This window comes from Spongiibacter nanhainus, assembly GCF_016132545.1.
Lineage (GTDB): Bacteria > Pseudomonadota > Gammaproteobacteria > Pseudomonadales > Spongiibacteraceae > Spongiibacter > Spongiibacter nanhainus.
The window spans coordinates 2046949-2073034 of record NZ_CP066167.1; the positions used below are offsets into that span (position 1 = coordinate 2046949).

The window sequence follows — 26086 nt, forward strand, 5'->3', positions numbered from 1 at the left end:
CGGCAGTCGCCCTCCAGTTCAACTGCGTGCCGTTTTAAGTCACAGGTCCGATGGTTGGCCATAGTACTGATGGCCTTGCTGACCTTGAGTGGCTGCGCCAGCTCCACGGCGGGCCCAAGCGATGAACCTACCGAGCAACAGCAGGCCTACGACAAAGCCAACATATTACCCGCCGATGAAGCCACGGTGGTGGCCTACCCGGAGCAAGAATACAACGACCCCCTGATCGGTTTTAACCGAGCTGTGTTTGCCTTCAATGACGTCAGTTATCGCTATGTGCTAATCCCTGTGGCCAAGGCCTATAAATTTGCCATTCCCGATCCGGTGAGAGGCAGTGTCGGCAATTTTTTCACCAACATTAAATCCCCAATATCCATCGTCAACCATTTGCTGCAAGGCGAAGGGAAACGCGCCGGCAATACCAGTCTGCGGTTTTTGATCAATACCACCATCGGCATTGTTGGCTTGTTTGACCCAGCCGCCAATTGGTGGGACCTGGAGCCAACGCCCACTGGCTTTGCCGATACTCTAGAGAAACACGGTTCGGGCAGGGGGACCTACATCGTGCTGCCCTTCTTGGGTCCCTCGGATTTGCGCGGCGGTGCAGGCGTGATTGCCGACTATTTTTTAAACCCGATCCCCTACCTCACTGAACAGCCGGATACCGCCATTATCACCGCCACCGATGCCACTCAGGATTTCGCCGACAAGGCAGATAAATACCCGACACTCCGTGACAACAGCGACGACCCTTACCTGTTCTTTCGCAATATGTACCTTCAGGGCGAGATGCGGGACAGCCAATTTCCCGACATTAGTGGACGCCAGGGCCAGCAAAGACGAAATCAACACCCACAGAGCTCAGACCAACCATCCCAACACGAGGCTGAATGAATGCCGGTACTGTACTCTCGGCCCTGGCTGGTTGTTGCAGCGGCGCTGATCATTACGCTGTTTTTTGCTGTTCAAAGCCGCCACTTCGAGATCAATGCTTCAGCAGACACGCTGGTTTCTGAGGGCAACGCGCTCTACATACAAAGCCAGAAAAACAATCAGGCCTTTTCGCCCGAAGAGTTTCTGATACTGGCCTACCAACCCAATGATGGCGATGTATTCTCTGCTGCCAGCCAGCAAGATATTGCGGAGATTTCCCAACGTCTTACCGAGATTCCACGGGTGGCATCGGTCCGTTCTATTCTATCGGTGCCCTTACTCCAGGCCGGGAGCGTCGATCTCAGTGCCGACGTTGATCCCACCGCACTGACTCAGCAGCGCCTGCAGCTTTCTCAGAAGGAACTCAAGCGAATTTTTCGCGACCATCCGATTTATGAAGGTTTGATCGTCAATGCCGAACAAACCGTCAGCGGCATTCAGATTCTTTTTAAAGAAAATACAACGTTGACGCAGCTAAATCGCGATGTGCTGGCCTTGCGGGAAAAGCGTCTGGATGACTCACTCAGCGACGACGAGCAAGCTCGATTGTCGTCACTGGAAGCCCAGCAGACAGCCCTGGAAAAGAAACTGAGAAAGACGCGTAACCGGGAAGTCGAACAAATCAGAACAATAATTGCCGAGTATCGCGATAGCGCCAGTATCTACCTGGGTGGGGGCCACGCCTTGGCCTACCAGCTTATCGACATAGTACATCAGGACCTCAAGGTCTTTGGTAGCGCCATCGCAGCGGCGATCGCTGTGCTGATGTTGGTCATTTTCCGACAGTGGCGTTGGCTGTTGATCGCCGGCCTCTGCTGTACGGCCTCAACCGTGATTAGTACCGGCGCCTTCGCCATGCTGGGTTTGAAGGCCACGGTTATTTCCGCCAATTTCATCGCGCTGCTGCTGATCATGACGCTGGCCATCGTGATCCACCTGATTGTGCAATACCGGGAGGAAGTCAGCGCCGCTCCCGATGCGAGCCAAAAAGAACTGGTGCAATTAACCATGGCCCACAAACGGGCACCGTGCTTCTTTGCCGGCCTGACCACCTCTATCGGCTTTGCATCGCTGATGCTCAGCGACATTAAGCCGGTGTGGTCCTTTGGCTTGATGATGGTAATGGCCATGATCATTACCCTAGCCGCAACGCTGCTGCTATTCCCCGCCCTTTTACTACTGTTTGATCGGGAATCGCCCCGCCTTCCGGGTAAACTTTTTCAGTGGCCACTCAAGGCCAGTATTCACCTCAGTCTCAGACGCGGAAGTGTAGTGATCGTTACCGGCTTGGTGATGCTGGTACTTACGGTCATCGGTGCGATGCGCCTGTCGGTGGAAAACAGCTTCATCAACTATTTTAATTCAGACACACAGGTTTACCGGGAGCTGGCCTTTATCGATCAGCACTTCGGTGGCTCGACACCGCTGGATATTATCTACACTCCCCAGACCCAAAACACCGAGGGGGGCGACCAGTCGCTGCCCTTGCGGGCAGTGAGTGTCCAGCAAACACACCGCATCCAGGATATGCTTGATCGACAACAGGCGATGGGTACCACTCTGTCGGTGGTGAACTTTACCCGTTTGGCGCGGGCCCTCAACAACGACAGGCCCATCACTGAATACGAGCTGGCCGCGGTATACTGGACTCTCGACGACGCTATCCGTAAAGATTTGTTGGGCAGCTTTTTTGTCGATGAGCCACCGCGCCTGCGAATTAATGCCCGGGTGCAAGACAGCACCGAAGGGCTCAACCGTGAACAGTTGTTGAAGGACATTCACAGCGGCATGGAGGAGCTGGGCATTCCCGACAGCCAGTATCAACTCAGCAACCTGTTTGTACTTTACCAGGCTATGTTGGAGCAGCTTTTCGAATCCCAGATACTGACCCTGGGCGCGGTACTAGTGGTGTTGACGCTGGTGTTCTGGGCGGTGTTTCGATCCCTGCGCCTGGCAATACTCGCCATGGTACCCAATGTCATCTCGACGCTTGCGGTACTGGGCGTGATGGGCTGGTTTAGCATTCCGTTGGACTTTATGACCATGACCATTGCCGCCATCGCCATGGGTATCGCCGTGGACGACACCATCCACCTTGTGCACCGCTTTTTATCCGAACGCCGCTCCGCAGCGGTAGACCAGGCAATAACACGGGCACTGAACAGTGTGGGTTATGCGCTGATCTATACATCGACGATTATTGCGCTGGGGTTTGTGCTCCTAGTGGGTTCCGACTTTGTGCCCAGTATGATGTTTGGATTGTTGACGGCCCTTGCCGTTATGATGGCACTTATCGTCAATCTCACTTTGCTGCCGGCGCTACTGAAACAGTTTATGGCTAAGCCAGAATATCTAAATGGATAATTTACCTTACAGCGATGGCATTCCCGATGTCAGAGACGGCCTAACCCGCAAGGAAAGGGCCATTCTATACTGCTTGCAGCAAACCCAGCAGGAGCTGGGAGGACGCAATGTGCCGACTATTATGCTGTACGGCCGGGTGCTGGAATTGGTAGACATCAGCAAGGACGAGTTTCAGAGTATTTTGTCCCGCTTTGCGGGGCTGACCCAAATGTCGAAAGATAAACAGTCTTAGGAAGTTACTAACCAGGAGCTTAGGGTATGGAGTTTGGGGGCTTGTTCGGTGTACTGGTATTGGTGGCGGATGTGTTCGCCATCATCAAGATTTGGCAGTCCAGTGCCACCGACGGTGAAAAAATCGTGTGGATTATATTTGTCGCCCTGTTACCGCTGATCGGTCTGATTGCCTGGTATTTTGTTGGTCCCGGTGACAAAGCCCTTAAGTGGTAGCGTGGGCACCTGTGGCGGACATGAAAAGCGATGTCCGCCCTACGCAATGCCCCAAACATCTCCCACACCGTAGGGCGTACATGGCCTTTTATGTACGCCGAAACCATGGCGGCAATGGCGGACACGGAAGCGGTGTCCGCCCTACGTTTTGGCCTGCTTGTCGGCAACCAGGGCGTAGAGCCCCTTAAAGCGGGCTGCGACACCACCGTTGATAATAACCTCGGAGCTCAGCGGAATTTTTGCTTTGCCGCGATCCTCGAAATCCGCGAAGAATTGCGTCCAATCCGCTTCGTCAGCGGCAACGCTTTGGGCGACGATATCGCCGTTTACCGGTGCGCTGTACTCTATCTCACCCTTGGCGACCACGATGTCGGGATCTATCCCGTATTCCACACAACGCAAATACACCATACCCCAACACGCCATGACAGCCACCACATAGATGGAACCGCCAAAGGCGGTCTGTTTGTCGTTGATGCTGGGGGCCAGCGGCGCAGTAAGGCGCAAGCTCTTACCGTCGTAGGCATCCACGGCAATCTGCATATGCACTGCTGTGGGTAGATAGGTTTGAACAAACTCGGTGAGTTTGTGGGCAACGGCCGGCAAATCAGTGCTCACAGTCTTACCTCAGCCGCGAAACAGCAGGTCGATAATAGTTTGCGCCGCCAAGTATGGCGTGGTTTCACCCCGGGTCACCTTGTCGCTGAGCAGCGGCATTTGCTTTCTCACCTCGGGGTTTTCCTGGAGTTTCATTTCCAGCATCTCGTGGAGCAGTTTGTTCATCCACTCCTTGGCCTGTCGAGCGCGTTTTTCCTGTAGCGCGCCGTTCTTGGTGGCGTCGATCTGGAAGTCCGAGATCATGCCCCACACGGCTTCGATATTCTCATTTTTCAGCGCCGAGCAAGTTAGCACCTGAGGTGTCCAGAAGCTGGTGTGGCGCAGCAAGTGCAGGGCATTTTGATAGTGCCGACGGGTCTGCTGGGCGTAGTTCAGGCTCTCACCATCGGCTTTGTTAATCACCAGCGCATCGGCGAGTTCCATGATGCCTTTTTTAATACCCTGCAGCTCGTCGCCGGCGTTAGGCAGCATCAGCACCATAAAGAAGTCCACCATACTGGCGACTTCGTACTCGGACTGCCCTACCCCAACGGTCTCCACCAGAATCACATCGTAACCCGCCGCTTCGCACAGCAGCATGGTTTCCCGGGTTTTAAGGGCAACGCCGCCCAGTGAACCCTCAGAGGGCGAAGGACGGATAAAGGCGTCGGGGCTGCGGGACAGCATTTCCATCCGCGTCTTGTCACCGAGGATGGAGCCGCCGGCAATCGGCGAGCTGGGGTCCACCGCCAGTACCGCAACCTTCTTGCCCTGGGATACCAAATAGAGGCCGAATGCCTCAATAAAAGTGGACTTGCCCACGCCGGGGATGCCGGTAATGCCTATTCGAATGCTGTTACCGGTCTTGGGCAGCACTTTTTCAAGAAGCGCCTGGGCCTCAGTGCGGTGATCCAGCTTTTTGCTTTCCACCAGCGTGATGGCCTTGGCCAGGGCGCGAGGCTGACCGGCTTGCAGGGCGTCGATATCAATCATGACTATGGCCTAAAGAAAAAGCGCTCTCCCGGCGCGGGCCGGTAGAGAGCGCTAATCGTCAAACGGTAAAACTTAACCGTTTTGGGCTTTGTTGATTTGATCCAGTACATCGCGGGCCGCGAGGGGGATCTTGGTGCCGGGGCCGAAGATGCCTTTTACACCGGCCTTGGTGAGGAAGTCGTAGTCCTGACGGGGAATGACACCGCCGGCCACCACGATAATGTCCTCGGCGCCGACCTTTTTCAGCTCTTCGATCAACTGGGGCACCAGCGTTTTGTGACCGGCCGCCTGGGAGGATACGCCAACGACGTGAACGTCGTTTTCCACCGCCTGTTTGGCCACCTCTTCCGGTGTGGAGAACATCGGGCTGAGGTCGATATCGAAACCGACGTCAGCGAAGGCGGTAGCGATGACCTTAGCGCCGCGGTCGTGACCGTCCTGGCCCATTTTGCACACCAGCATCCGTGGACGGCGGCCGTGTTGCTCGACAAATTTCTCGATATCACTGCTAATACCCTGCCAGCTTTCGTCGTCCTGGAAGGCACTGCCATAGACACCGGACACTGTTTGCGCCTGGGCGTTAAAGCGGCCGAACTCGCGCTCCATGGCAAAGGAGATCTCACCGACAGTAGCGCGCACCCGGGTTGCCTTCACACACAGGTCCAGCAGGTTGCCCTCACCGGAAACCGCACATTGGTAAATGGCTTCCAGTGCGTCTTCCACGGCCTTTTCGTCGCGATTGGCGCGGATACGCTCCAGGGCAGCGACCTGGGATTTGCGGACTTTCTCATTGTCGATGTCGAGAACGTCAACGTCCTGCTCTTCGTCCAGGACATACTTGTTTACACCGACGATGACATCGTCGCCGCGATCGATGCGGGCCTGCTTGCGGGCCGCAGATTCCTCGATGCGCAGTTTTGGCATGCCGGTCTCAATGGCCTTGGCCATGCCGCCTTTCTCTTCGATTTCCTGGATCAGTTCCCAGGCTTTGTCGGCAATTTCTTTGGTCAGCGCTTCCATCATGTAGGAACCGCCCCAGGGATCGGCAACCTTGGTAATGCCAGTTTCTTCCTGAATCACCAGCTGAGTATTGCGGGCAATGCGGGCAGAGAATTCAGTGGGCAGCGCGATGGCTTCGTCCAGCGCGTTGGTGTGCAGAGACTGGGTGCCACCAAAGACCGCCGCCATCGCTTCGATGGTGGTCCGCACTACGTTGTTGTAGGGGTCTTGCTCGGTCAGTGACCAGCCAGAGGTTTGGCTGTGAGTCCGCAGCATTTTGGAACGTGGGTTCTTGGGATTGAACTCGTCGACAATCTGCGCCCACAGCATCCGGGCGGCGCGCATTTTGGCGATCTCCATATAGAAGTTCATACCGATGCCCCAGAAGAAGGACAGACGGCCGGCAAATTTGTCGATATCCAGACCCGCTGCAATGGCGGTGCGGATGTATTCTTTACCGTCGGCCAGGGTGTAGGCCAATTCCAGCGCAGCATCGGCACCGGCTTCCTGGATGTGGTAGCCAGAGATGGAGATGGTGTTGAACTTGGGCATGTTCTCCGAGGCAAAGGCGATGATGTCGCCGATAATGCGCATCGAAGGCATGGGCGGGTAAATGTAGGTGTTGCGCACCATAAACTCTTTAAGGATGTCGTTCTGGATGGTGCCAGACAACTGATCCTGGCTGACGCCCTGCTCTTCTGCCGCCACAATGTAGCCCGCCAACACCGGCAACACGGCGCCGTTCATGGTCATGGAGACAGAGACTTTGTCCAGGGGGATGCCGTCAAACAGCACTTTCATGTCTTCGACTGAGTCGATGGCTACGCCGGCCTTGCCCACGTCACCGGTCACCCGGGGGTGATCGGAGTCGTAGCCCCGGTGGGTCGCCAAGTCAAAAGCGACCGACACGCCCTGCCCGCCTGCCGCCAGCGCCTTGCGATAGAAGGCGTTGGACTCTTCGGCGGTGGAGAAACCGGCATACTGGCGAATGGTCCAGGGGCGACCGGCATACATGGTGGGCTGGGGGCCGCGAATAAAGGGCTCAACCCCAGGGAAGGTGTTGGTATAAGGCAAGTCAGCAGTGTCTTCCGCCGTATACAGCGGCTTAACGTCGATCCCCTCCGGCGTGTGCCACACCAAATCGTCCAGGGTTTTGTTGCTGCGCTCCAGCGATTTGTTCGCCAGTTTTTTCCATTCTTCAACAGAGGTGTTGGGGGCTTTGTAATCGGCCATGGATCGTTACCTGTCAGTGGTCAGCAAGGTGGTGTGGTCGCCGTTGTCGGCGTTGCGACGGCGGCGCACACCCCGTTAAGAATTGAATTAGTGGTGGTCGTCGCCGGGCTGGCTCAGTTCAATCAACACACCGCCACAGGATTTGGGGTGAATAAAAATGACCTGACAACCGTGGGCGCCGGGACCGGGGGCGTCAGAGAGGAACTGATAGCCCTTCTCCTTGAGCATAGCGACATCGGCGTGGATATCGTCAGTGCGGAAGCACAGGTGGTGAATGCCACCGCCTTTTTTCTCGATATATTTGGCAATGGGGCCCTCACCGTCCGGTGAGGCCACCAGCTCGATTTGGGTTTCTGGCAGTGGGAAAAACGCTGTTGCGGTCTTTTGCGACTCCACATACTCCTGACCTTTGTAGGTCAGGCCGAAGTCCTCGAGAAAGCGCTTGATCGCTTCGTCCAGATCGGGAACAGCGATGGCAATATGGTCCAGGGCTGTAATCATAGGGAAATCCTCAGGTCGAAAATCTGTAAATCTTGCGCTGGCTCGCTAGAGCCAGCGCGGAAACCGGGGCCTTAGGCGAAGCTGGCCAGGAACTCGTCAGTTTTGCTGCGACGGGACGCTGCGATTTGCTCCGGTGTTTCCACCTCGATTTTTTCATCGGGGTTGATTTTGAACAGCGGCTGACCTTTTTTGATGATAACGCCATCGCCATCGATCAGCACTTTTTCGATAGTGCCGGCAAAGGGGGCCTTGACCTTGTTGAACATCTTCATGACTTCGACGATGTAGAGGGTATCGCCCGCCTCGAAGTGGTCGCCCTCGTTGACAAAGACATCCATGCCCGGCGCTTCACGGGGGTAGAACATACCGCCGCTGGCAGCGAGGATCTCGTCGGACTTGGCCGCCGGCGGCGGTACCAGGACCTTGGCCATGCGCTTCTGCAGGTCTTCGTCGGTCAGAACATCGGGAATAGTGATGCTCAGGTCCGGGTTAACCTTCAGCTCGCAGAAACCGGCTTTATCGGCGATGTGGGCCAGCACAGCGAGGATTTCGGTGCCGGCCATATAGCCGCTGTGGGCGCTGCGAGCGGCGCTCCACTCGTCGGCACTGAAGCCAGCCGGTGCAGAATCGCTGGCCAGCTTGCTTTGAATCTCGGCAAAGTCAGTGGTGCCCAGACGCTCTTCCAGGGTGTGGTAGAAGGCCACAGCCGCAGACAGAATGTCGTGGTCGTGATCCCAGATCATGTAGCGCGCCGGCTTGCCGACCTCAAAATCCATGTTGAGGTAGTGGTACAGGCTCTCCAGGTGAAGAATCGGATTTTTCTTCCAAACCAAAGACTTACCATCCACTTCTAATGTATCTTTGTTCATGCTGAGCCAGCCGGACATATAGTGCGGCTCAGTAAACAGGCGCTCCAGCGGACGAATCAGCAGCAGCTTCTTGGCATCCAGCGCCGCGGCCCACTCGCCAGCGTCGTCACCGGCCTCGGCCAGGTAGCGCTTGCGGATTTCGCTGTAGGCGTATTCCAGATCGATCTGGTTAGCCTGCTCTTTGAGCAATCCCACCAGCGTCAGGTAAGGTACGATAAAGCGCGTCGTCGGACGGGCATTGATACCGTTACCGATAAACCAGTGCACCAGGCCGTAGTGGAATTCCAGGTTGGTGGCCAGATCTTTGCCACGCAGCTCGGTGCGGCGCAGAATTTCTGCCATACGCTGGTAGCTGTCCATCCGGGTTTCACCGGTGGTCAACAGCAGTGCAATGTTGGAATCGTAGGCCCCGGCCAGATGATATTTCATAAATACATCGGTATCGGGGTTGTGGGTAGAAATGCCCTGGTCGTCGCGAATTTCGCCGGGAATGGCGTTGGACCAGTTTTCGATGATGCCGCCGGCGTGGGGCTGCAGCGCCTGGTTAGTGGCGTTCATCCGCGCCTCCACCGAGGTTTTTTCCCGCACCAAACGCTCTGGCTTGGGCAGTGCCTTGCCGTGGCGGGCAATCAGCGCCATCACTTCTACTAGGCTTTCTACGATGAAGTAGTCGCTGGGGTCCTCGGGGTTAGTGAACTTCAGCTTGTAGCACAGCTCGGTAACCCGGTGCTCCACCTGGATACGGGTGTTCATTTCCATGAAATAGTGGGATTCGCCGTCGACGATACACTCGAAGGTGCCCACTGAGTCCAATTTTACTGCCTGTCCAAATACCGCGCCCTCGTGCTCCATTTTTTGCAGGATCACCAGGTCTTTCTTGAGCTGCTCCGCTTCATCTTTGTTGCCGGCTTGTTCGGCTACGTCGATGGCGGCGACCAGTTCTTCTTCGGTCACGGAGACTTCCAGCAATTTCTGTTCGTGCATCTGCAAGGAACAGTCACGACCGCCCATGGTCATGCACCAGTCGCCGTTACCCACCACCTGGATTTCCTGGTGGCGGGTGGTTTCAATGTTCATCTCAATGAGAACGTTCTTGTTGTCACCGACACCGTTGGTTTTAAGCTCGATCAGACACTCCAGTACCAGTGAGGGTACGGGCTCAACGGCTTTTTCCACCTTTTCTTCCAGGGTGGCGCCCTCGTAGGAGTTGGCCGCCTGCAGAATCCGTTGACCTTTACCACCACCACCGGCGATGGCTTTCAGGCGGAAGCGGTTGTCGGGCTTCTCGGTGAGCATCTTGCGGGCTTCTTCTTGCAGCGCCGCGCCGATGTCCTTGGCGTCGATGATGTCGATGCCGGCATCGTAGGAGGCCGCCAGCAGCGCCAGGGCTTTTTCCTCGTCGTCTTTGCAGGCAGCAAAGTCGACTTCAAGATTGTTGTCCTTGGCACACTTCTCCAGGCCATCTTTGCCGTATTTGGCAAACAGCGCTAGGCTGGTGGCATTGTTAACACCGGGAGTGACCGAGACGCCAGTCTCCAGTGCGGTGCGCTTGGCCTGGTCTTTCATGCCAGCGGCGTTCTGGGTAAAGGAACAGGGGCCGATAAAGTTCAGGCCGGCCTCTTCCATGGCGCTGACCATCTCGGCATCTTCCGACATAAAACCGTAGCCGGCGAAAATCGCGTTGTAGCCATTGTCGTGGGCGATGCGGATGATCTGCTGGATGCGCTTGCCCCGCTCCTCTTTGGTGGCACCGGTGTAGTCAGGCACCCGGTGTACCCGGCTGGGGTCGGTCAGGGTGCGCAGCTCTGGTGCCAGAGCGTTGGTGTAGGTGATGGAGTCCTTTTCGGAAAGCAAAATACCAAAGCCGTCGATGCCCATTTCATGGAAGACATCCATGGCCTCTTTACGGATCGGGCCGCGGCAAATAATCAGCGGCTTGAGATCGGTACAAGAAAATTGGCGGACCCAGGGTGATGTCGCGTTCGCCAGGCGACGATCCTTGTGAATCAGCGGATTGTTCAGGTAGTAGTTGTTGCTGGTCTGCACGTTGATAACCTCGTAAGCAAATCGTCTAAAGTCGGTTGAAAATGTTGGCAACCGGCGTAATTAGTGGAACTCGCGCTGCACACCGCCCATCGGGCCAGGTTTGTAACCCTTGAGGTGCAGTTCAAGCTGTTCCCCCAGAACCTTGCGCAGTTCCGAGGGCATGACGATCTGGGATATCGATCCCAGGCTCAGTGCTTCGTTGGGGTTCATCAGTTCGCGCTCGTAGCGCTGTGTGAGGACCGCCTCTTCCGCTTTTTGCCACTCAGCCACAGCGGATTTTGCTGCCGCAGCGGCATCGGCTTCGCTCATACCCGCCTTGACGTTTTCGGCGGTGGCTTCGGCAATCCGGCTCTTCACAGAACCGCGGATTTTGCGGACTTCATCTTTGTAGACGTACTCCACACCGGCCGGTCCCATTACCGCCAGGCGGGTGGTGGGCAATGCGCAGACAAAGTCAGCGCCGGTGGGATAGTTGTTAAAGGCTGCGTAAGCACCACCGAAGGCGTTGCGGACAATCATCAGGAAGCGAGGTGTGCGCAGGTCGACGATAGCGTCCAGCATGGCTCGGCCGGCTTGAACAATACCGCCAGTCTCCTGCTCCCGTCCGGGCAGGAAGCCGGTGGTATCTTCCATAAAGATCACCGGAATGTTGTAGACATTACAGAAGCGGATAAAGCGAGCGTTTTTGTAGGCCGCGTCGATGTCAATCTGGCCAGAAGAGACCGCGGAGTTGTTGGCCACAAAGCCCACCACGTTACCGCCGATCCGGCCCAGTGCGCAGACGGTATTGCGGGCGCGCTCTGGCTGAATTTCGAAGTAGTCACCGTGATCACACATCTGCTGAATGATGATGCCGATTTCGAAGGGCGTGTTGAACCCGGTGGGGCTGTTAAACGCCTTCTTCAGTAGCAGGTCGATGTCCCAGGTGGGGCGCGACAGTGGATCAGAAGTAGGCTGGAATGGTGGCGCTACGCTGGCGTTGTCCGGCAGGTAGTTCAGCAATTCCTTCACCTTGCGCAGCGCGGCGACTTCGTCGGGCACGACAAAATCGGTGACGCCAGACTGGCTGTGTACGGCGGGGCCGCCCAGTTCATCGGCGGTGACATCTTCACCCAGTACCGATTTAACAACACCGGGGCCGGTCAGACCAAAGAATGTGTCGTTGGGCTGAATTACAAAGGAGCCCTGGCGTGGCAGGTAGGCGCCACCACCGGCGTTGTAGCCGAACATACACATAATGGAGGGCACCACGCCATTGATTTTACGCAGTGCAGTAAAGGCCTCAGCGTAGCCATCCAGGCCGCCGACACCGGCGGGGATGTAGGCGCCGGCGGAGTCGTTCATGCCCACCAGCGGAATACCCAGCTTGCCGGCCATTTCAAACAGGCGGGCCAGCTTGCTGCCGTTGGTGGCATCCATGGAGCCGGCACGCACGGTGAAATCGTGACCGTAAAGGGCGACATCACGGCCGTTAACCTTGACGATAGCGGTGACCAGAGAGGCACCGTCGAGGTTTTTACCCCAGTTTTGATAAAGAATTTTGGGCTCAGTACCGGCATCAGCCAGCACTTGAATACGCTCCCAAACGGTCATGCGCTTTTTTTCGTGCTGCTTTTGCACGTTTTTGACGCCTGCCGCCTTTTTGGGGCGTTGCAGTAGATCGTGACCACTTTGCAGTGCGGCTTCGTATAGGCCGGGTTCGTAGTCAATTTGGCCGGGGACGGTAAACTCCACCTCGGCATTTTGTTGGAAGGGGTTGTTCAGTGAGGGCGTTAATTTGTTCGTCATGCCTGTCCAGTCCCAGATGCATATTGTTGGTTTCCGCTACCCGTCAACGCGCCTCGACACAGAGCCGGGTGCGATTGTTAGGCTCATGGCTGCCCCAGCCTCTCGTGATTTGGGCTGTTAAGCGAAGCCATTGGCTTGTGAGTATCGGATGATTGAGAAAATGCCGTTTCTGTGTGCGTAATTCTCGCGTGTTGCTTATCGACGGCTTAGTGATTCTCAAAGCGGCGGCTAACATTACTGTTAACCGCTGCGGGTGTCAATTGAAAGACAGCTCGGGGGCCGGCGGCCAAGGAGCCAAAACAGTAGATTTTTCATAGACCTAACACATACAATCCGGGATCGCCTTCCCGCCTGAGTCCGATTTAAACTCGATTTATGAGCACCCTACTTCGCACCCCCCTGGGCTACTTTGCCGACACCAGCCGGTGGTTATTCGCGCTGGAGGGCGCCCCGCATCGGGTATTTTTGGATAGCGCTCACCCCCACTCCCAACGGGGTCGATACGATATAATCTGCGCCGACCCAATCGATATAATTAATGAAAATACAATCACATACGGGTCACTTGGAGAATTTACATTTAAAGTAAATTCTATTATCGAACAAGCACTAAACCAATTCGCGAGCAGCGATGAGCTGCCCTTTTGCGGCGGAGCGGTGGGGGTGCTGGGTTACGAGCTGGGCGAGACACTCAGCCTTGGCCGCGCCGCAAACTGCGATTCCACGCCACTATTTATCGGTATCTACGATTGGGCACTCATCATTGACCATCACACCAAGAGTGCCGAACTGGTCAGGCAGCCAGGGTGCCGCAGTGCCTACGCCCAGCAAATTGCGGCTAGCGCCGCGCCCGAGCCTTCGCTGTTGCCACCTCGACCCAACTTTGCGCTGACTAGCTCGCCCCATGCCAGCTTAGATCGGGCGGATTACCGCCGGGCCTTTAACCGCTTGCAAGACTATATCCAGGCCGGGGACTGCTATCAGGTCAACCTGACCCGCCAATTTGCCGCCAGCTATAAGGGCGACCCGGTGCATGCCTACCTGTCACTTCGCCAGGTGGCCGCGGCTCCCTACTCGGTATTTTTCGACTTGGGCACAGTGCAGTTGCTGTCACTGTCGCCCGAGCGTTTTATTTCGGTCAGCTCACAGGGCGAGATCCGCACCGAGCCGATCAAAGGCACCGCCCGGCGGGACCCCGACCCGATACAGGACCAGGCCTTGGCCACGGCGCTTCAACAAAGCGCCAAAAACCAAGCTGAGAACGTGATGATTGTCGACCTGCTTCGCAATGACCTCAGCAAGAGTTGCAAGCCGGGAAGCATTACCGCCAATCCGCTGATGGCGCTGCAAAGCTTCAACACCGTTCACCATTTGGTGAGTACAATCACAGGCCAGCTTCGCCCTGAAGTCACCCCTTTGACGGCGTTGTTGGATTGCTTTCCCGGCGGATCCATAACCGGCGCCCCCAAGCGGCGGGCGATGGAAATCATTGCCGAACTGGAGCCTCACCGGCGGGATTTGTACTGCGGTAGCGTGTTTTATCTCAGTGCCAACGGTCGCCTGGACAGCAATATCACTATTCGCAGTTTTGTCTGCCGTGACGGCGACATCCGCACCTGGGCCGGTGGCGGTATTGTGTCGGACTCCGACGCGGATGAAGAATTCCGGGAGACCCAGGACAAAATCGGCAAGTTGTTGGACAGCCTCCAAGCTCCTCATTAGCGCAGCTTAAGCCCGGGTGATTAAGTAGCAAAAAGCACACTGGCCTAAAGCTTGCTCGACTGCAGTGACGTCTTTACTACCGCTGAGGTCCCTCACCCGCGCTATGCCTGCATTCCGCGACATCCCCGGCTCAGCCCGGCTCCCCTGGCAACTGCTGATCGGGCACCTGCGCCATCGTCGGCGACCGCTCACCCTCACCCAGCGCTGGGCAGCCCTCCCCCTCAGCGGGGCCCCCACAAGTCTGCCTGTCAGCGTGCACTGGAATGCCCAGATGGTGCCCTTTATTGAGGCTGAAAACGATCGAGACCTGGCGGTGGGTCTGGGCATGGTCCACGGCCATTTGCGCCTGGCACAAATAGAATTTCTACGCCGGGTCAGTCAGGGCCGCCTCTGTGAGTGGCTCGGCCCCTTGGCCTGCGACCTGGATCATAGCTTGCGGACCATTGACCTCCCCCGCGCCACACCAGCCATGCTGGACTCGCTACCGGCTACCACCCGGGCCTGGCTGCAGGGCTTTGCCGGCGGCCTTAACCACATCGTCGATCATGTGTTAAAGGATCGGCGTCGGTGGCCGGAAGAAATGCGCATTCTCGACGTTGCGCCTGCGCCCTGGTCCGTCAGCGATTTACTGACACTGAGTCGACTTAACTGCGCCGATTTTACCTGGAGCGTTTGGCCCCGCCTGTTGCCGCTACGACAAGGAGAAAATTGGCCGCACATTTGGCAAACACTAATGCGACACAGTGGCGGTCCACCCATACCCGACGCAGAAACGCCGCCGCTCTCTGCCAATGGGCTGGCCATGTTAGGAGCGAGTTTTGGCAAGCCCGGGGGCTCCAATGCGCTTGCCATCGATGCCCGTCTTGGCGCTGGAGGCACCGCCAAACTCAGTGGCGATCCCCATTTGCCGGTGGTTTTACCGGGTTTTTGGCTATTGGCTGGCCTGCACTGCCCCAGTTTGCAGTCGGTGGGCTATATGCTTCCCGGCTTGCCGGCAGTGATGGTGGGACGCAACGCCTCCATCGCCTGGGGCGGAACCTCCCTGCACGCGGCCTCCAGTGACCTGTTTGATGTCAGCGATGAGCCGGACAGCGCCTTTCACCAACGTTCCGAGACCCTGCGACCGCGCTGGGCAAAACCCCGTAAAGTCGATAGCACTGAGAGTAAGTGGGGCCCGGTGATGACCGATACACCGGCATTGAGCAAGATGCTGGGTGTCGGTGAAGGCAAAGGCGGGCGTCTCGCCATGCGCTGGATGGGCCACGAACCCAGCGATGAAATATCGGCATTGCTGTCCGTGGCGCGATCGCAAAATTTTACCGAGTTTCAGCAATCCCTGGAGGATTTTGCCGTCGCCGGCCAGAATATGGTCTATGCCGATGTCGATGGCAATATCGGCCAGGTGATGGCGGCACGCTTGCCGGCCCGGGCACCCCAGCGACCCGACGATATGGTGCTGCCTGCCGACGCCATGCGGGACTGGGAGCACACTCTAAATATCAAGGACCTACCCAGCCACTACAATCCGCCGGAGGGCTTTGTCGCTTCAGCGAATAACCGCCCTAGCCCCGATTCAGACATCCTGGTCAGTTGTTTTTTCTCACCCTTTGACCGGGTAAACAGGTTGCGCCAGAGATTGGCTGAGGTGGACAGCGTCGACACCGCTCTGTTGAGGGAATTGCAGGGAGATGTCCACAGCGCTGGCGCCCTGCCACTTCGAGACCGGCTGTTGACCTTAATGGGCGACAAGGGCGAACACATTCAACAGATCCTGTCGGCCTGGAACGGCGACTACGACACCGATAGTGACGGCGCTCTGGTTTTTGAATTTTTGCTCTACCATTTTGCCTTGGGGCTATACGGCAAGGAGGGTTTGCCCATTCTCACCGCCAATTGGGACCCCCGGGGACTACTCAACGCCGATCTCCACACCCGCAGTGAGTCCGATTTGCAATGCGCCATGCAACGCGCCCTGCCGGCTTTAACAAAAGCCTTGAGAAAGCATCGATATTGGGGACAGGTTCACCGCCTGAGGATCAACCACCCTCTCTCCGCCCTACCCTTGCTGGGTCGCCGTTGGCGTTTTGGCGAGCGTGCCGTCGCCGGTGCCAACGAGACACTGATGAAATCGGCCCACGGCCTGTCCGGCAAGCGCCATTATGTGGGGATGAGTTCCACAGCGCGTTATTTATTTGACCTGGGGGATATCGACGACAACTGGTTTGTGATGCTGGGGGGCCAGGATGGAGAGCCCGGCTCGGCCGCGTTTTTTGACCAGCTGCCGTTGTGGGAGAAGAACGAGGCGATTCAAATACCGATGGACTTGCAACAGGTCCGGGCTTCATTCACCGCCCATACCAGTGTGATAGCGCCCGGAGCTGCCGCTCCGGGGGACTAACGGCTCGGCCCGATTTACAGAGTCAGGTTGCGATCCGAGGCCTTGATAAACTCCTGTTTCAGGGCCTGGTAGTCGTGAACGGCGGGGAACTGAGGGAACTCCTCAATCACATTGCTGGGGGCTTTGAACAGAATGCCGGCATCGGCCTCGGCCAGCATGGTGGTGTCGTTGTAGGAGTCACCCGCAGCGATAATCCGGTAGTAGAGGGTTTTCAAAGCCAATACCGCTTGGCGCTTGGGGTTGACCTGGCGAATTTTGTAATCAACCACCTTACCCTGGCTGTCGGTTTCCAGTCGGTGGCACAACAGGGTTGGCCAGCCCAGCTGTTTCATCAGCGGCGCCGCAAACTCATAAAAGGTATCGGAGAGAATCACCACCTGGAAGCGCTCCCGCAGCCAGTCGAGGAATTCCCGGGCGCCCTCCATGGGGCTCATGTCAGCGATAACGTCCTGAATATCGGGTAGACCCAGGCCATTGTCGTGGAGCAGGCGCAGGCGTTGTTGCATCAACACGTCATAGTCGGGAATATCCCGGGTGGTCGCCTTCAGCTCTTCAATGCCGGTGCGCTCGGCAAAATCAATCCAGATTTCCGGAATCAGCACCCCTTCCAGGTCGAGACAGGCGATTTCCACGTTGATTACTCCTCGTAATGGTCCAGGTCAAAATTGCGGCACAATCTAGCGGCTTGATGGTGAGAAAGCAATCGCCACGGGCCCGGGCGTCGCATTCAGCGGTCAGTAGATCGGCAGATCGATGCCGGCAAACAGCTCATCCAGCTCGGCCTTGCCGTGGCACTGATAGGCCCGGTCAACCAATTCCTGGGTCAGGTGGGGGGCAAACAGCTCGATAAAATCGTACATAAACTTGCGCATATAGGTGCCCCGGCGGAAGCCCACTTTGGTGACACTGGGTTCAAACAAGTGGCTGGCATCCAGTGCCAGCAGGTCGTGATCCGCCACCGGGTCGTGGGCCATATGGGCGACAATACCAATACCCAGCCCGAGCCGGACATAGGTCTTGATGACATCGGCATCGGTGGCAGTAAACACCACTTTGGGTTCCAGGCCCTTTTTACTAAAGGCATCATCAAGTTTGGAGCGGCCGGTAAAGCCGAATACATAAGTCACTATGGGATGAGCGGCAACGTCTTCGATACTGAGGCGATCCACCTGTGCCAAGGGGTGGTTTTTGGGCACCAGTATGGTCCTGTTCCAGCCGTAACAGGGCATCATAATGAGGTCGCTGTAGAGCTCCAGAGCCTCGGTGGCAATAGCGAAATCGACGCTGAAATTGGCCGCCATCTCTGAAATCTGCATGGGCGTACCCTGATGCATATGCAGGGAGACATCGGGGTAGCGCTCGATAAAGGCCTTGATGACCGGAGGCAGTGCATAGCGGGCCTGAGTGTGGGTGGTGGCGATGGACAGGCTGCCTTTGGTGGGGTTTTTAAACTCCTGGGCAATGTGGCGAATACTCTCGGTTTTATGAAGTATCTCGCCGGCGGTTTTAAGGATCGCCTCGCCAGCGGGAGTCACGCGGGTCAGGTGCTTGCCGTTGCGGGCGAAAATCTCTACCCCCAGTTCATCCTCCAGCATGCGAATCTGTTTGCTGATACCAGGCTGGGATGTGTACAGACTCTGGGCCGTGGCCGAGACATTCATGTCGTGGTGGGCCACTTCCCAGATATACCGCAACTGCTGCAACTTCATGGTATGTCCTCTATATCACCCCGGCACTGGGCCGCGGATTATTTGTTGTTTTGAGTTTGCTGGGCCGCAGCCTCGTCCGTCGACGAGGCAGTCACGTCGTCGCTGTTGGCATTGGCGATTCCGTGGGGAACATGGGCGGCCGAGACATGCTGGCTGGCAGACTCCACATGCCCTTGCTGGTCGTCAAAGAATACATCGGCACCGTAGGCCCGCAGAAACTCGGCCTTGTCCAGGCCGCCGAGAAACAGCGATTCATCGATACGGATATTCCACTCCCTCAGAGTGCGTATCACCCGTTTGTGGGCGGGTGCCGAGCGGGCAGTGACCAAAGCGGTACGGATCGGCGGATCGTCCGAGGAGAACTCGGATTGCAAAACATTCAGGGCCGCCAAAAAAGGCTTAAAGGGACCGCCACTGAGGGGCCGGTCGGCGGCAGCCGCTTCGCTGGCGGCAAAAGCCTGCAAGCCCTGCTGCTTGAACACCCGCTCGGCTTCGTCAGAAAACAGCACCGCATCGCCGTCGAAGGCAAAGCGCAGCTCACGCCGTTGGGAATGGTTGGATTTATTGGTCCGGGGCATCAGGGTTGCCGCGGCGACGCCGTTGTCCAGTGCCCGGCGCACATCCTCAGCGTGAGTCGAAAGAAACAGATGGCAGCCAAAGGCCGATACATAGCGGTAGGGACTCTCCCCTCCGCTAAAGGCCGCGCGACTAATACTCAGCCCGTAGTGCTCGATGGAGTTAAACACTCTCAAACCGGTGTCGGCAGAATTGCGCGACAGCAGGATGACCTCAACCCGCGCCCGATCCAGTAATTCATTGAGTTGTAACAGGCGCTCGACAATGCCAAAGGCCTCGCCGGGTTCAAGAATCTCGTCCTCGTGTTCAATCTGATACTGCTGATAGGCGTCCAGGCCATGGCTTTCAAAAACCCGATGGCTCTCGTCGAGGTTAAACAGCGCGCGGGACGATATAGCAACGACCAGTTTGTCCTCGAAGCCTGTAGGCATGCAGTTCCCTGTGTGTGAGAGGCGATGTCAGCAGCCACTATACAATAAGGCTGTGAGCAAGCAACACAGGGAGTTAGTTGGCAAGCTCCGATGTAGTGGCAACAGTGGGGCCGGCAATGGGGAATTCCACCAGGTAGCGGGGAGCGTCATCGGGAGACAACAGCCGCTTGATGTCACTGATGATGTCGTGATTGAAAGCGGCAAAGATTGCCGATTTGTGGGTGTCAGTAGACAGGTTGGCGGACAGCACACCGATCGCACTGCCCTGGGCGGGCCCGGTCCCCGCCCCCTCCTCCCTGGCCGTCATCAGCGACCCACTCTGCCCGACCGAAAAGGGACAGTTCATGGCGTACAAATCCATCAACTCCCCCTCACCCGGGCGAACCAAACCGGCCCGGCAATGATTGACCCACACTCCAGCGTTTGATTTATCTCGCGGGAAGCCACTGCTGCGAACCTGTATATCGGCGCGACCGGCCAGGGAGTCCAAGCTGCGAATAGGCGTGGTGGCCAACCCTTGAGCGACCCGTAAAACGGCGATATCGGAGCCACTGTAGGCGGCAAGCCGATTTGCCGCCAAATCCTGTCGCCGGTGGCGGCGATGAATCCAGGCGGACTCTACCTCGACCAATGCCGGCCTGTCGGCGCCGTGGCCAGCAAAGCGCAGCACTTCCAATTTGGACTGGCCCTTGCTTTGAATGTCTCTGTCGCTGGCAAACAAACAATGGGCGGCGGTAAGCAGCCAGCGGGGAGCAATCGCGGTTGCTGTACAACGGCTCTCTTTGTAGTCGCCATTGGCGAAACCAAAACCACTGTACAGCACACCTGAGGGGGACCGCCGATCCCAACGCTGCCAGCGCAGGGTGTCACTCGCTACCCCCTTGGGATAAAACATCTCCCGCTCGTCACCAGCGTTGTAGATTCTTGTAGTGGGCGGCAATCCCCCAGTCCCAAGCCAGCGCAAATCAGGCAGGCCGTTTTTATCGGCGAGGAGCACCATACTGGCCGATGGATTCACACTCAGTCCTTGGCTAGCGGGTGGCGCGGCTTGGGTGCGGCGGTGATCGTAAAACAATGACTGCCCCTCCAGACTGACCCGGGGCAAAAACACCTGCAATTGATTTAGTACCGCGTAGGCCTTGTCGCGTCGCAGCAGGTCTTCAGATTGCAGTTCCCGGTTGAAGCGCCGCAGAGCCTCGTCGGCAGACATATTGCGATTCAGACCCGCCAGAGAAAATGCCGCTGCCAAAACTCGCAGACGGCTGTGGAGCCGGCCGTCCCGCTTCGACAAGCTGGCAAAATACCAGGCCCGCTTGAGTTCTGGTTGTTCGCCACCGGCACCCCAAAAATACAACTGAGCCAGATCAGCGGCAAGCTCCCTGCAACGAGGCGCCAGGTGCCGGCTGGCCAACAGTTGTGAGGCGGTTTCGTCGCTGATATGCAGGCTGGGGGATGACAATACAGGATAGGCCGCCGCCGGGCACGAAGGCTGGGCGGTCGCCGCCGGCATCATCACGATCAGCACGGCAAGCAAGCAAACTGCAGCCAAGGGGGGACATAACCCTGTCGCCGCGCGCCACTGCCCGGTAGACTCTTGACGATATGACAGCCAGTGTCTGTTGTGACGGACCGTTTTTTTTGGAATCAGCACCTTGAACAACACCCCTACTCACGCCTCGTCGCCAACTTGTGCCACGACCGAGCGCGACGAAAACACCACGACTTGGGTGGAGTTTTCCAGCCAATCATTGCAACACAATGTCAGAGTGGTGCGCCGTCTGGGAAAAGACTGTCGCATATTAGCTATGGTCAAGGCCAATGGCTACGGTCATGGTGCCAATTGGGCTACCCGCGTATTGGCACCGTTTGTAGATGGCTTTGGTGTGGCGCGGCTGGCTGAGGCCCAATGTCTGCGGGCACAACTGCCCGAGGCCCGAATTGTGCTGATGGGCTCGCGGCTGGGTGAAGCTCAGTACCGGTGGTGTGCTGACAATGGCGTGGAGACCGTCGTTCACGATGAACATGTGGCGACACAGCTCGCTGCCATGTCACTACCACGGCCCTTGTCGGTTTGGCTTAAACTCAATGTGGGTATGAATCGGCTGGGCATGAGCCCTGAAGCCTTCTGCCGCTCGCATCCGCGGCTGGCGGCCGCACCGGGCATAGGCCATATTGTGCATATGAGCCATTTTAGCGACGCCGATGACCCCGACCCCAGCGAGACACGCAAGCAGGTCGCTCGCATGCGGCAGTGCAGCGGGCAATTCGGAGAGGTGCCGCTGTCCATGGCCAATTCCGCCGGTATTATTGCCCACCCCGACAGCCACGGCAGTTGGTTGCGCCCGGGCATCATGCTTTACGGGGACGACCCAACCAATACACTATCCGGCGACTTGGCGCTGAAACCAGTCATGACGTTTAAAAGCCGCATTGTCGCGATACGGGATATTGCGGCCGGCGAAGGCATTGGTTACAGCCGCCGCTACCGAGCCACCCAGCCCCGCCGCATTGCCACGGTCGGTGCCGGGTATGGCGACGGTTATCCCCGCCACGCACCGGATGGGACTCCCCTGCTGATTAAGGGGCAGCGGGCACCGTTGGCGGGCCGGGTATCGATGGATTTGTTAACCGTCGATATCAGCGATCTTGTGGATGTCAGCGTGGGTGATGAGGTAACCCTGTGGGGCGAAGGACTGCCCGCTGCCGAAGTCGGGCAGCACTGCGGCACCATCAGTTATGAGCTTTTCACCCGGGTCACCGAGCGAGTGGCCCGCTATCACCGCTGAGCACACCGTATTTTTTCCTGCCTTTTTCTGTCTTAGGTCAGCTACGGTCTCTACTCAGCGGTGTATTGCGGACAATCTCAGGCTCATCAGCCCGTCGCCTTGTCCTGCAGGCTTTGTTTAATCAGTGGCACACGCTCCCGGGTTAGCTTAAAGACTACCGGGCTGAGCAGCAGTAATGCGATCAGGTTGGGGATCGCCATAAGGGCGTTCAGAGTATCCGCCAGCAACCAGATAAAGCCGAGATTGGCCAGCGCCCCCAGGGGAATGGCCGCCACCCAGGCCAAGCGAAACAGCTTCACCGCATGGTTGCCAAAGAAATACACCACACAGCGCTCACTGTAGTAAGACCAGCCCAGCATAGTGGTAAAGGCAAACACCGCTAAACCCAGTGCCACGATAACGTGACCGCCGCCAATCAGTGCTTCAAAGGCATTGGAGGACAGCGCCGCCCCACTCTCTCCGGTTTGCCACTCACCCGACAGCAAAATCACAAAACCGGTGACAGTACACACCAATATGGTGTCGATAAAGGTGCCCAGCATGGCGATAATGCCCTGCTTGACCGAATTATTGGTGCGGGCGGCGGCGTGGGCAATGGGCGCACTGCCGAGCCCCGCTTCGTTGGAAAACACCCCCCGGGCAACACCAAAGCGAATGGCTGCCGCTACGCCAGCACCGGCAAAGCCGCCCACTGCGGCAGTGCCATTGAAGGCCGCGTCCACCACCAGCACGAACAGTGCAGGAATCTCGGTCACGTTCAGTGCCAGCACCAGTACGCCGAGACTGAGGTAGAGAATCGCCATCACCGGCACCAATACACCGGCGACCCGGGCGATGCGTTTTACACCGCCCAATACTACCAGACCAACCCCAACCATCAGCACCAGCCCCGTCAGCCAATCGGGTATACCAAAGGTGTTGTGCATGGCGTCGGCAACCGAGTTGGACTGCACGGTATTACCGATGCCGAAACCCGCGAAAGCACCGAAGAAGGCGAAGCAGCCACCCAGCCAATGCCACTTTTTGCTGAGGCCATTTTTAATGTAATACATTGGGCCGCCACTGAAGTTGCCCTCACTGTCGTGCTCCCGGTAATGCACCGCACACACTGCCTCGGCGTATTTGGTGGCCATACCCACAATCGCGGTGCACCACATCCAAAACAGCGCGCCGGGTCCACCCAGGGCAATGGCGGTGGCCACGCCGGCGATATTACCGGTGCCGATGGTGGCGGACAGCGAGGTCATCAGCGCTTGAAAAGCGCTGATCTCGCCCTCGCCCTGGGTGTCGGTGCGCCCCCGCAGCAATAGGCGAAAACCCAGGATGACATTGCGGGGCGGCATCAATCTCAGCCCCACCATCAACCAAATGCCGGTGCCGAGAATCAACACCAGCATCAGCGGCCCCCATACCACGCCATTTATGGCGGTTACCAATGCGCTGATCTGTTCCATAGTGCGTCCTAGTGTTTGTTGTCGTATTTTTTACTTTGCAAATCCGCTCCGTTGAGGGAAAACCCCAAATATGCCGCCGGTGTGGACAAAGACGATGTCGCCACTATCACCAAAGCGCCCGGCCTTGAGCTCCTCCAACATGCCGAAGAAGGCCTTGCCGGTGTATACCGGGTCCAACACCAGCCCCTCGCGGCGGGCCAGCTCAGCAATACAGTCAAAAATTGGCGCCTCGGCAATGGCGTAACCGGGTCCCACGTAGCCATCTATGACCCTCACAGACAGTGACGGCACATCTACATCCAACTGGTAGCGCTCCCGCCAGTCATGCAAATCCCGACCCACTTTGTTTAAAAACCAGGCCTCGTCGTCACAAACGTTGACTCCCCAAACCTGAGTGGAGGGCAAAAAACTGGCAGCGCCGGCGGTCAAACCTGCCTGGGTGCCGCCGGAACCGGTGGCGCAAACAATATGTTGGGGTTGAATGCCCACCCGCTGGCAGTCATCGGCTAACTCCCCAGCGGCGGAGAAGTAACCCCATACGCCTATGGCATCAGAGGCGCCGGTGGGAATCACAAACGCCCGGTGGCCGCGCCGCTGGTAGTCGTCCTGGCAGTCGGCCAACAGCTGCGGCAGATTTTGCTGAAACTCACGGGGCTCAAAGTAAGAAATCGACGCGCCGGCCAACTGGTCCAGTAGCAGGTTACCGTCGGCTTCCCCAGACGGTTTACCCCGCAACAGCAAGTGACAGCTCAAGCCCAGTTGGGCGCACAGCAAGGCGGTGGCGCGGCAATGATTGGATTGCAGGCCGCCGCAGGTTATGACCGTATCGCAGCCCTCTTCCAGGGCCTGGGCCAAACTGTACTCGAGTTTGCGAATCTTGTTGCCGCTCAGAGCGCAGCCGGTGAGGTCATCCCGTTTGATCCAGATTCTTGGACCGCCCAGCGAGGCGCTGAGCCGGTCGAGAGGCACCAGTGGGGTAGGAAGTTGCGCCAACATCAGGCGCGGTGGTCGACAATTCCGTGGATCGATCATTGTGGGCCCTTTGGGGTTTGGGACCATGCTCTTATCGCTATTCAGACAATCCTGGAAGACTGAGCTTGAATGAGCCGGGTCCCGCCTTAGACGATCGATACACTATGTCCGAGCTGCGCGCAGCTCGCAAGCCGGGCCACGCGCAGTAAGATACCAATGCCTTTAGATCGCCTTCAGCGTGCCTTTGGGCAGCACCGCTTGCACCGCGTTGCGCTGGAATTTCAGGTCGACATTCTCGGACACATTCAGTACCAAATAGTCGTCTTCCAGTTTGACGATCTTGCCGAGAATACCGCTGTGGGTCACGACTTCGTCACCCTTACTCAGTGCTGCCACCATAGCGGCATGCTCCTTTTGGCGCTTGCGCTGTGGGCGAATGGCAATAAAGTAAAATAGCCCGAACATCAGCACCAAAAAACCGATTTGAAACAGTTCGCCGCCGGGAGGGGCTCCGGCAGGCGCGCCGCCTTGAGCATGGGCCTGGGAAATGAAAAAGCTCATTGAGGGTCCTTAAATTGTCCAATGAAAGAGACGGCGATGAGGCACGGCGTCATCGCAGGCCCGCCATATTACAACAAGGAGCCGAGCCTTATCGAGCTATCCCCTAAGTTATCCTTTGTGTCCAGAAACTTGCCGAGAGCGGCTATTCGTCCATTTGAGGCATATGCCGGCCCGCCACAGCAATCGTAGACTGGCTTTTAAAGAACGGACAGGACAATAACAATGCACACAGACGCCAGTACTATTCTGCTCGAAGTGGAGGCCATCAAAAAGCTTAAATATGTCTACCTGCGGGCGGTGGATTGCCACGACTGGGAGCTGCTGGAAAGCACTCTGACCGAAGACTGCGTCGCTCGCTATGACGGTGGCAAATACAGCTTTGACGGCCGCCGCGCCCTGGTGGACGGCCTGCGCCAGCATATGGATAGCGCCCAGGTGCTCACTATGCACAACTGCCATCACCCGGAAATCGAGCTGCTGGACAACGACGCTGCCACGGGCACCTGGTATCTCCAGGATCTGGTGTTTAATCGGGAACAGAACTGGATGTTGTTCGGTACCGCGATCTATCAGGATCACTATCGCCTGGAACACGGCGATTGGAAAATCTGCCGCACCGAGTACAGCCGCATTATGGAGACCATCAATGCGCCGATACCGGAGACACTGAACTTTACCCACAATATGTTTGCCAATCAGTAAGTAGC

21 protein-coding genes are annotated in these 26086 nt (G+C 57.3%); 8 read left to right on the plus strand and 13 right to left on the minus strand.

What is annotated here, in order from left to right:
* Nucleotides 1-54: 54 nt before the first annotated feature.
* The 4 genes from I6N98_RS09375 to I6N98_RS09390 are packed head-to-tail and all read left to right on the plus strand — an operon-like array spanning nt 55 to nt 3744.
* The gene (locus tag I6N98_RS09375; RefSeq protein WP_232787293.1) at nt 55-894 is read left to right on the plus strand and encodes an MlaA family lipoprotein; all 840 of its coding nucleotides are present in this window, start codon (nt 55-57) and stop codon (nt 892-894) included.
* The gene (locus I6N98_RS09380) at nt 895-3297 is read left to right on the plus strand and encodes an efflux RND transporter permease subunit (protein ID WP_198568137.1); all 2403 of its coding nucleotides are present in this window, start codon (nt 895-897) and stop codon (nt 3295-3297) included.
* Entirely contained in the window at nt 3290-3529 is a 240-nt protein-coding gene (locus tag I6N98_RS09385) for a hypothetical protein (protein WP_198568138.1), read from the plus strand. The genes I6N98_RS09380 and I6N98_RS09385 overlap by 8 nt, the downstream gene beginning before the upstream one ends.
* Nucleotides 3530-3555: 26 nt before the next feature.
* The gene (locus I6N98_RS09390; RefSeq protein WP_198568139.1) at nt 3556-3744 is read left to right on the plus strand and encodes a PLD nuclease N-terminal domain-containing protein; all 189 of its coding nucleotides are present in this window, start codon (nt 3556-3558) and stop codon (nt 3742-3744) included.
* Nucleotides 3745-3885: 141 nt separating this feature from the next.
* On the opposite strand, the gene I6N98_RS09395 is transcribed toward I6N98_RS09390, so the two are convergent.
* From I6N98_RS09395 to I6N98_RS09420, 6 genes are all read right to left on the minus strand, one after another.
* Nucleotides 3886-4362, minus strand: coding sequence for a YiiD C-terminal domain-containing protein (locus I6N98_RS09395; protein ID WP_198568140.1), 477 nt, complete (start codon nt 4360-4362; stop codon nt 3886-3888).
* A gap of 9 nt (nt 4363-4371) precedes the next feature.
* Nucleotides 4372-5334, minus strand: coding sequence for a methylmalonyl Co-A mutase-associated GTPase MeaB (gene meaB / locus I6N98_RS09400; protein WP_198568141.1), 963 nt, complete (start codon nt 5332-5334; stop codon nt 4372-4374).
* Between the two features lie 72 nt (nt 5335-5406).
* Entirely contained in the window at nt 5407-7566 is a 2160-nt protein-coding gene (gene scpA / locus I6N98_RS09405) for a methylmalonyl-CoA mutase (RefSeq protein WP_198568142.1), read from the minus strand.
* Nucleotides 7567-7653: 87 nt separating this feature from the next.
* On the minus strand, nt 7654-8067 hold the full coding sequence (mce, locus tag I6N98_RS09410) for a methylmalonyl-CoA epimerase (RefSeq protein ID WP_198568143.1): 414 nt from the start codon (nt 8065-8067) through the stop codon (nt 7654-7656).
* A gap of 71 nt (nt 8068-8138) precedes the next feature.
* Nucleotides 8139-10982, minus strand: a complete 2844-nt coding sequence (locus tag I6N98_RS09415) for a biotin/lipoyl-containing protein (RefSeq protein WP_198568144.1) — start codon at nt 10980-10982, stop codon at nt 8139-8141.
* 60 nt (nt 10983-11042) lie between these two features.
* Nucleotides 11043-12770 carry an acyl-CoA carboxylase subunit beta gene (locus I6N98_RS09420; RefSeq protein ID WP_198568145.1) on the minus strand — a complete coding sequence of 576 codons (1728 nt, stop codon included), beginning with the start codon at nt 12768-12770 and terminating at the stop codon, nt 11043-11045.
* Nucleotides 12771-13145: 375 nt separating this feature from the next.
* On the opposite strand from I6N98_RS09420, the gene pabB reads away from it, so the two are divergent.
* Together pabB and I6N98_RS09430 are read left to right on the plus strand one after the other, a co-directional pair.
* Nucleotides 13146-14492 carry an aminodeoxychorismate synthase component I gene (pabB, locus tag I6N98_RS09425; protein WP_232787294.1) on the plus strand — a complete coding sequence of 449 codons (1347 nt, stop codon included), beginning with the start codon at nt 13146-13148 and terminating at the stop codon, nt 14490-14492.
* A 103-nt stretch (nt 14493-14595) separates the two neighbouring features.
* Complete coding sequence (locus tag I6N98_RS09430; RefSeq protein WP_198568147.1) at nt 14596-16890, plus strand: penicillin acylase family protein; 2295 nt, start codon at nt 14596-14598, stop codon at nt 16888-16890.
* Nucleotides 16891-16904: 14 nt separating this feature from the next.
* On the opposite strand, the gene thrH is transcribed toward I6N98_RS09430, so the two are convergent.
* From thrH to I6N98_RS09450, 4 genes are all read right to left on the minus strand, one after another.
* The gene (gene thrH, locus I6N98_RS09435; RefSeq protein ID WP_198568148.1) at nt 16905-17522 is read right to left on the minus strand and encodes a bifunctional phosphoserine phosphatase/homoserine phosphotransferase ThrH; all 618 of its coding nucleotides are present in this window, start codon (nt 17520-17522) and stop codon (nt 16905-16907) included.
* 102 nt (nt 17523-17624) lie between these two features.
* Complete coding sequence (gene cysB, locus I6N98_RS09440; protein ID WP_198568149.1) at nt 17625-18599, minus strand: HTH-type transcriptional regulator CysB; 975 nt, start codon at nt 18597-18599, stop codon at nt 17625-17627.
* 38 nt (nt 18600-18637) lie between these two features.
* Nucleotides 18638-19606, minus strand: coding sequence for a 5'-nucleotidase (locus I6N98_RS09445; protein ID WP_198568150.1), 969 nt, complete (start codon nt 19604-19606; stop codon nt 18638-18640).
* A gap of 73 nt (nt 19607-19679) precedes the next feature.
* On the minus strand, nt 19680-21155 hold the full coding sequence (locus I6N98_RS09450; RefSeq protein ID WP_198568151.1) for a trypsin-like serine peptidase: 1476 nt from the start codon (nt 21153-21155) through the stop codon (nt 19680-19682).
* A 103-nt stretch (nt 21156-21258) separates the two neighbouring features.
* Here I6N98_RS09450 and alr point away from each other — a divergent pair, with 103 nt between their 5' ends.
* Nucleotides 21259-22392, plus strand: a complete 1134-nt coding sequence (gene alr / locus I6N98_RS09455; RefSeq protein ID WP_198568152.1) for an alanine racemase — start codon at nt 21259-21261, stop codon at nt 22390-22392.
* Between the two features lie 86 nt (nt 22393-22478).
* Here the strand turns inward: alr and I6N98_RS09460 are convergent, their stop codons facing one another.
* The 3 genes from I6N98_RS09460 to yajC all read right to left on the minus strand — a co-directional run bounded on the left by I6N98_RS09460 (nt 22479) and on the right by yajC (nt 25379).
* Nucleotides 22479-23846, minus strand: a complete 1368-nt coding sequence (locus I6N98_RS09460) for an alanine/glycine:cation symporter family protein (RefSeq protein ID WP_198568153.1) — start codon at nt 23844-23846, stop codon at nt 22479-22481.
* Between the two features lie 30 nt (nt 23847-23876).
* Nucleotides 23877-24878 (minus strand): D-cysteine desulfhydrase family protein, encoded by a 1002-nt coding sequence (locus I6N98_RS09465; protein ID WP_198568154.1) that lies wholly within the window; start codon nt 24876-24878, stop codon nt 23877-23879.
* 162 nt (nt 24879-25040) lie between these two features.
* Entirely contained in the window at nt 25041-25379 is a 339-nt protein-coding gene (gene yajC, locus I6N98_RS09470) for a preprotein translocase subunit YajC (protein WP_198568155.1), read from the minus strand.
* A 222-nt stretch (nt 25380-25601) separates the two neighbouring features.
* On the opposite strand from yajC, the gene I6N98_RS09475 reads away from it, so the two are divergent.
* Entirely contained in the window at nt 25602-26081 is a 480-nt protein-coding gene (locus I6N98_RS09475) for a nuclear transport factor 2 family protein (protein WP_198568156.1), read from the plus strand.
* Nucleotides 26082-26086 lie beyond the last annotated feature (5 nt).

Excerpts from the sequence above, each read along its gene's own strand:
- I6N98_RS09465 (WP_198568154.1), bottom strand. The coding sequence starts at position 24,878 with ATGATCGATCCACGGAATTGTCGACCACCGCGCCTGATGTTGGCGCAA.
- I6N98_RS09460 (WP_198568153.1), bottom strand. The coding sequence starts at position 23,846 with ATGGAACAGATCAGCGCATTGGTAACCGCCATAAATGGCGTGGTATGG.
- yajC (WP_198568155.1), bottom strand. The coding sequence starts at position 25,379 with ATGAGCTTTTTCATTTCCCAGGCCCATGCTCAAGGCGGCGCGCCTGCC.
- I6N98_RS09380 (WP_198568137.1), top strand. The coding sequence starts at position 895 with ATGCCGGTACTGTACTCTCGGCCCTGGCTGGTTGTTGCAGCGGCGCTG.
- scpA (WP_198568142.1), bottom strand. The coding sequence starts at position 7,566 with ATGGCCGATTACAAAGCCCCCAACACCTCTGTTGAAGAATGGAAAAAA.
- cysB (WP_198568149.1), bottom strand. The coding sequence starts at position 18,599 with ATGAAGTTGCAGCAGTTGCGGTATATCTGGGAAGTGGCCCACCACGAC.
- I6N98_RS09475 (WP_198568156.1), top strand. The coding sequence starts at position 25,602 with ATGCACACAGACGCCAGTACTATTCTGCTCGAAGTGGAGGCCATCAAA.
- I6N98_RS09385 (WP_198568138.1), top strand. The coding sequence starts at position 3,290 with ATGGATAATTTACCTTACAGCGATGGCATTCCCGATGTCAGAGACGGC.
- meaB (WP_198568141.1), bottom strand. The coding sequence starts at position 5,334 with ATGATTGATATCGACGCCCTGCAAGCCGGTCAGCCTCGCGCCCTGGCC.
- mce (WP_198568143.1), bottom strand. The coding sequence starts at position 8,067 with ATGATTACAGCCCTGGACCATATTGCCATCGCTGTTCCCGATCTGGAC.
- I6N98_RS09420 (WP_198568145.1), bottom strand. The coding sequence starts at position 12,770 with ATGACGAACAAATTAACGCCCTCACTGAACAACCCCTTCCAACAAAAT.
- pabB (WP_232787294.1), top strand. The coding sequence starts at position 13,146 with ATGAGCACCCTACTTCGCACCCCCCTGGGCTACTTTGCCGACACCAGC.
- I6N98_RS09390 (WP_198568139.1), top strand. The coding sequence starts at position 3,556 with ATGGAGTTTGGGGGCTTGTTCGGTGTACTGGTATTGGTGGCGGATGTG.
- I6N98_RS09445 (WP_198568150.1), bottom strand. The coding sequence starts at position 19,606 with ATGCCTACAGGCTTCGAGGACAAACTGGTCGTTGCTATATCGTCCCGC.
- I6N98_RS09430 (WP_198568147.1), top strand. The coding sequence starts at position 14,596 with ATGCCTGCATTCCGCGACATCCCCGGCTCAGCCCGGCTCCCCTGGCAA.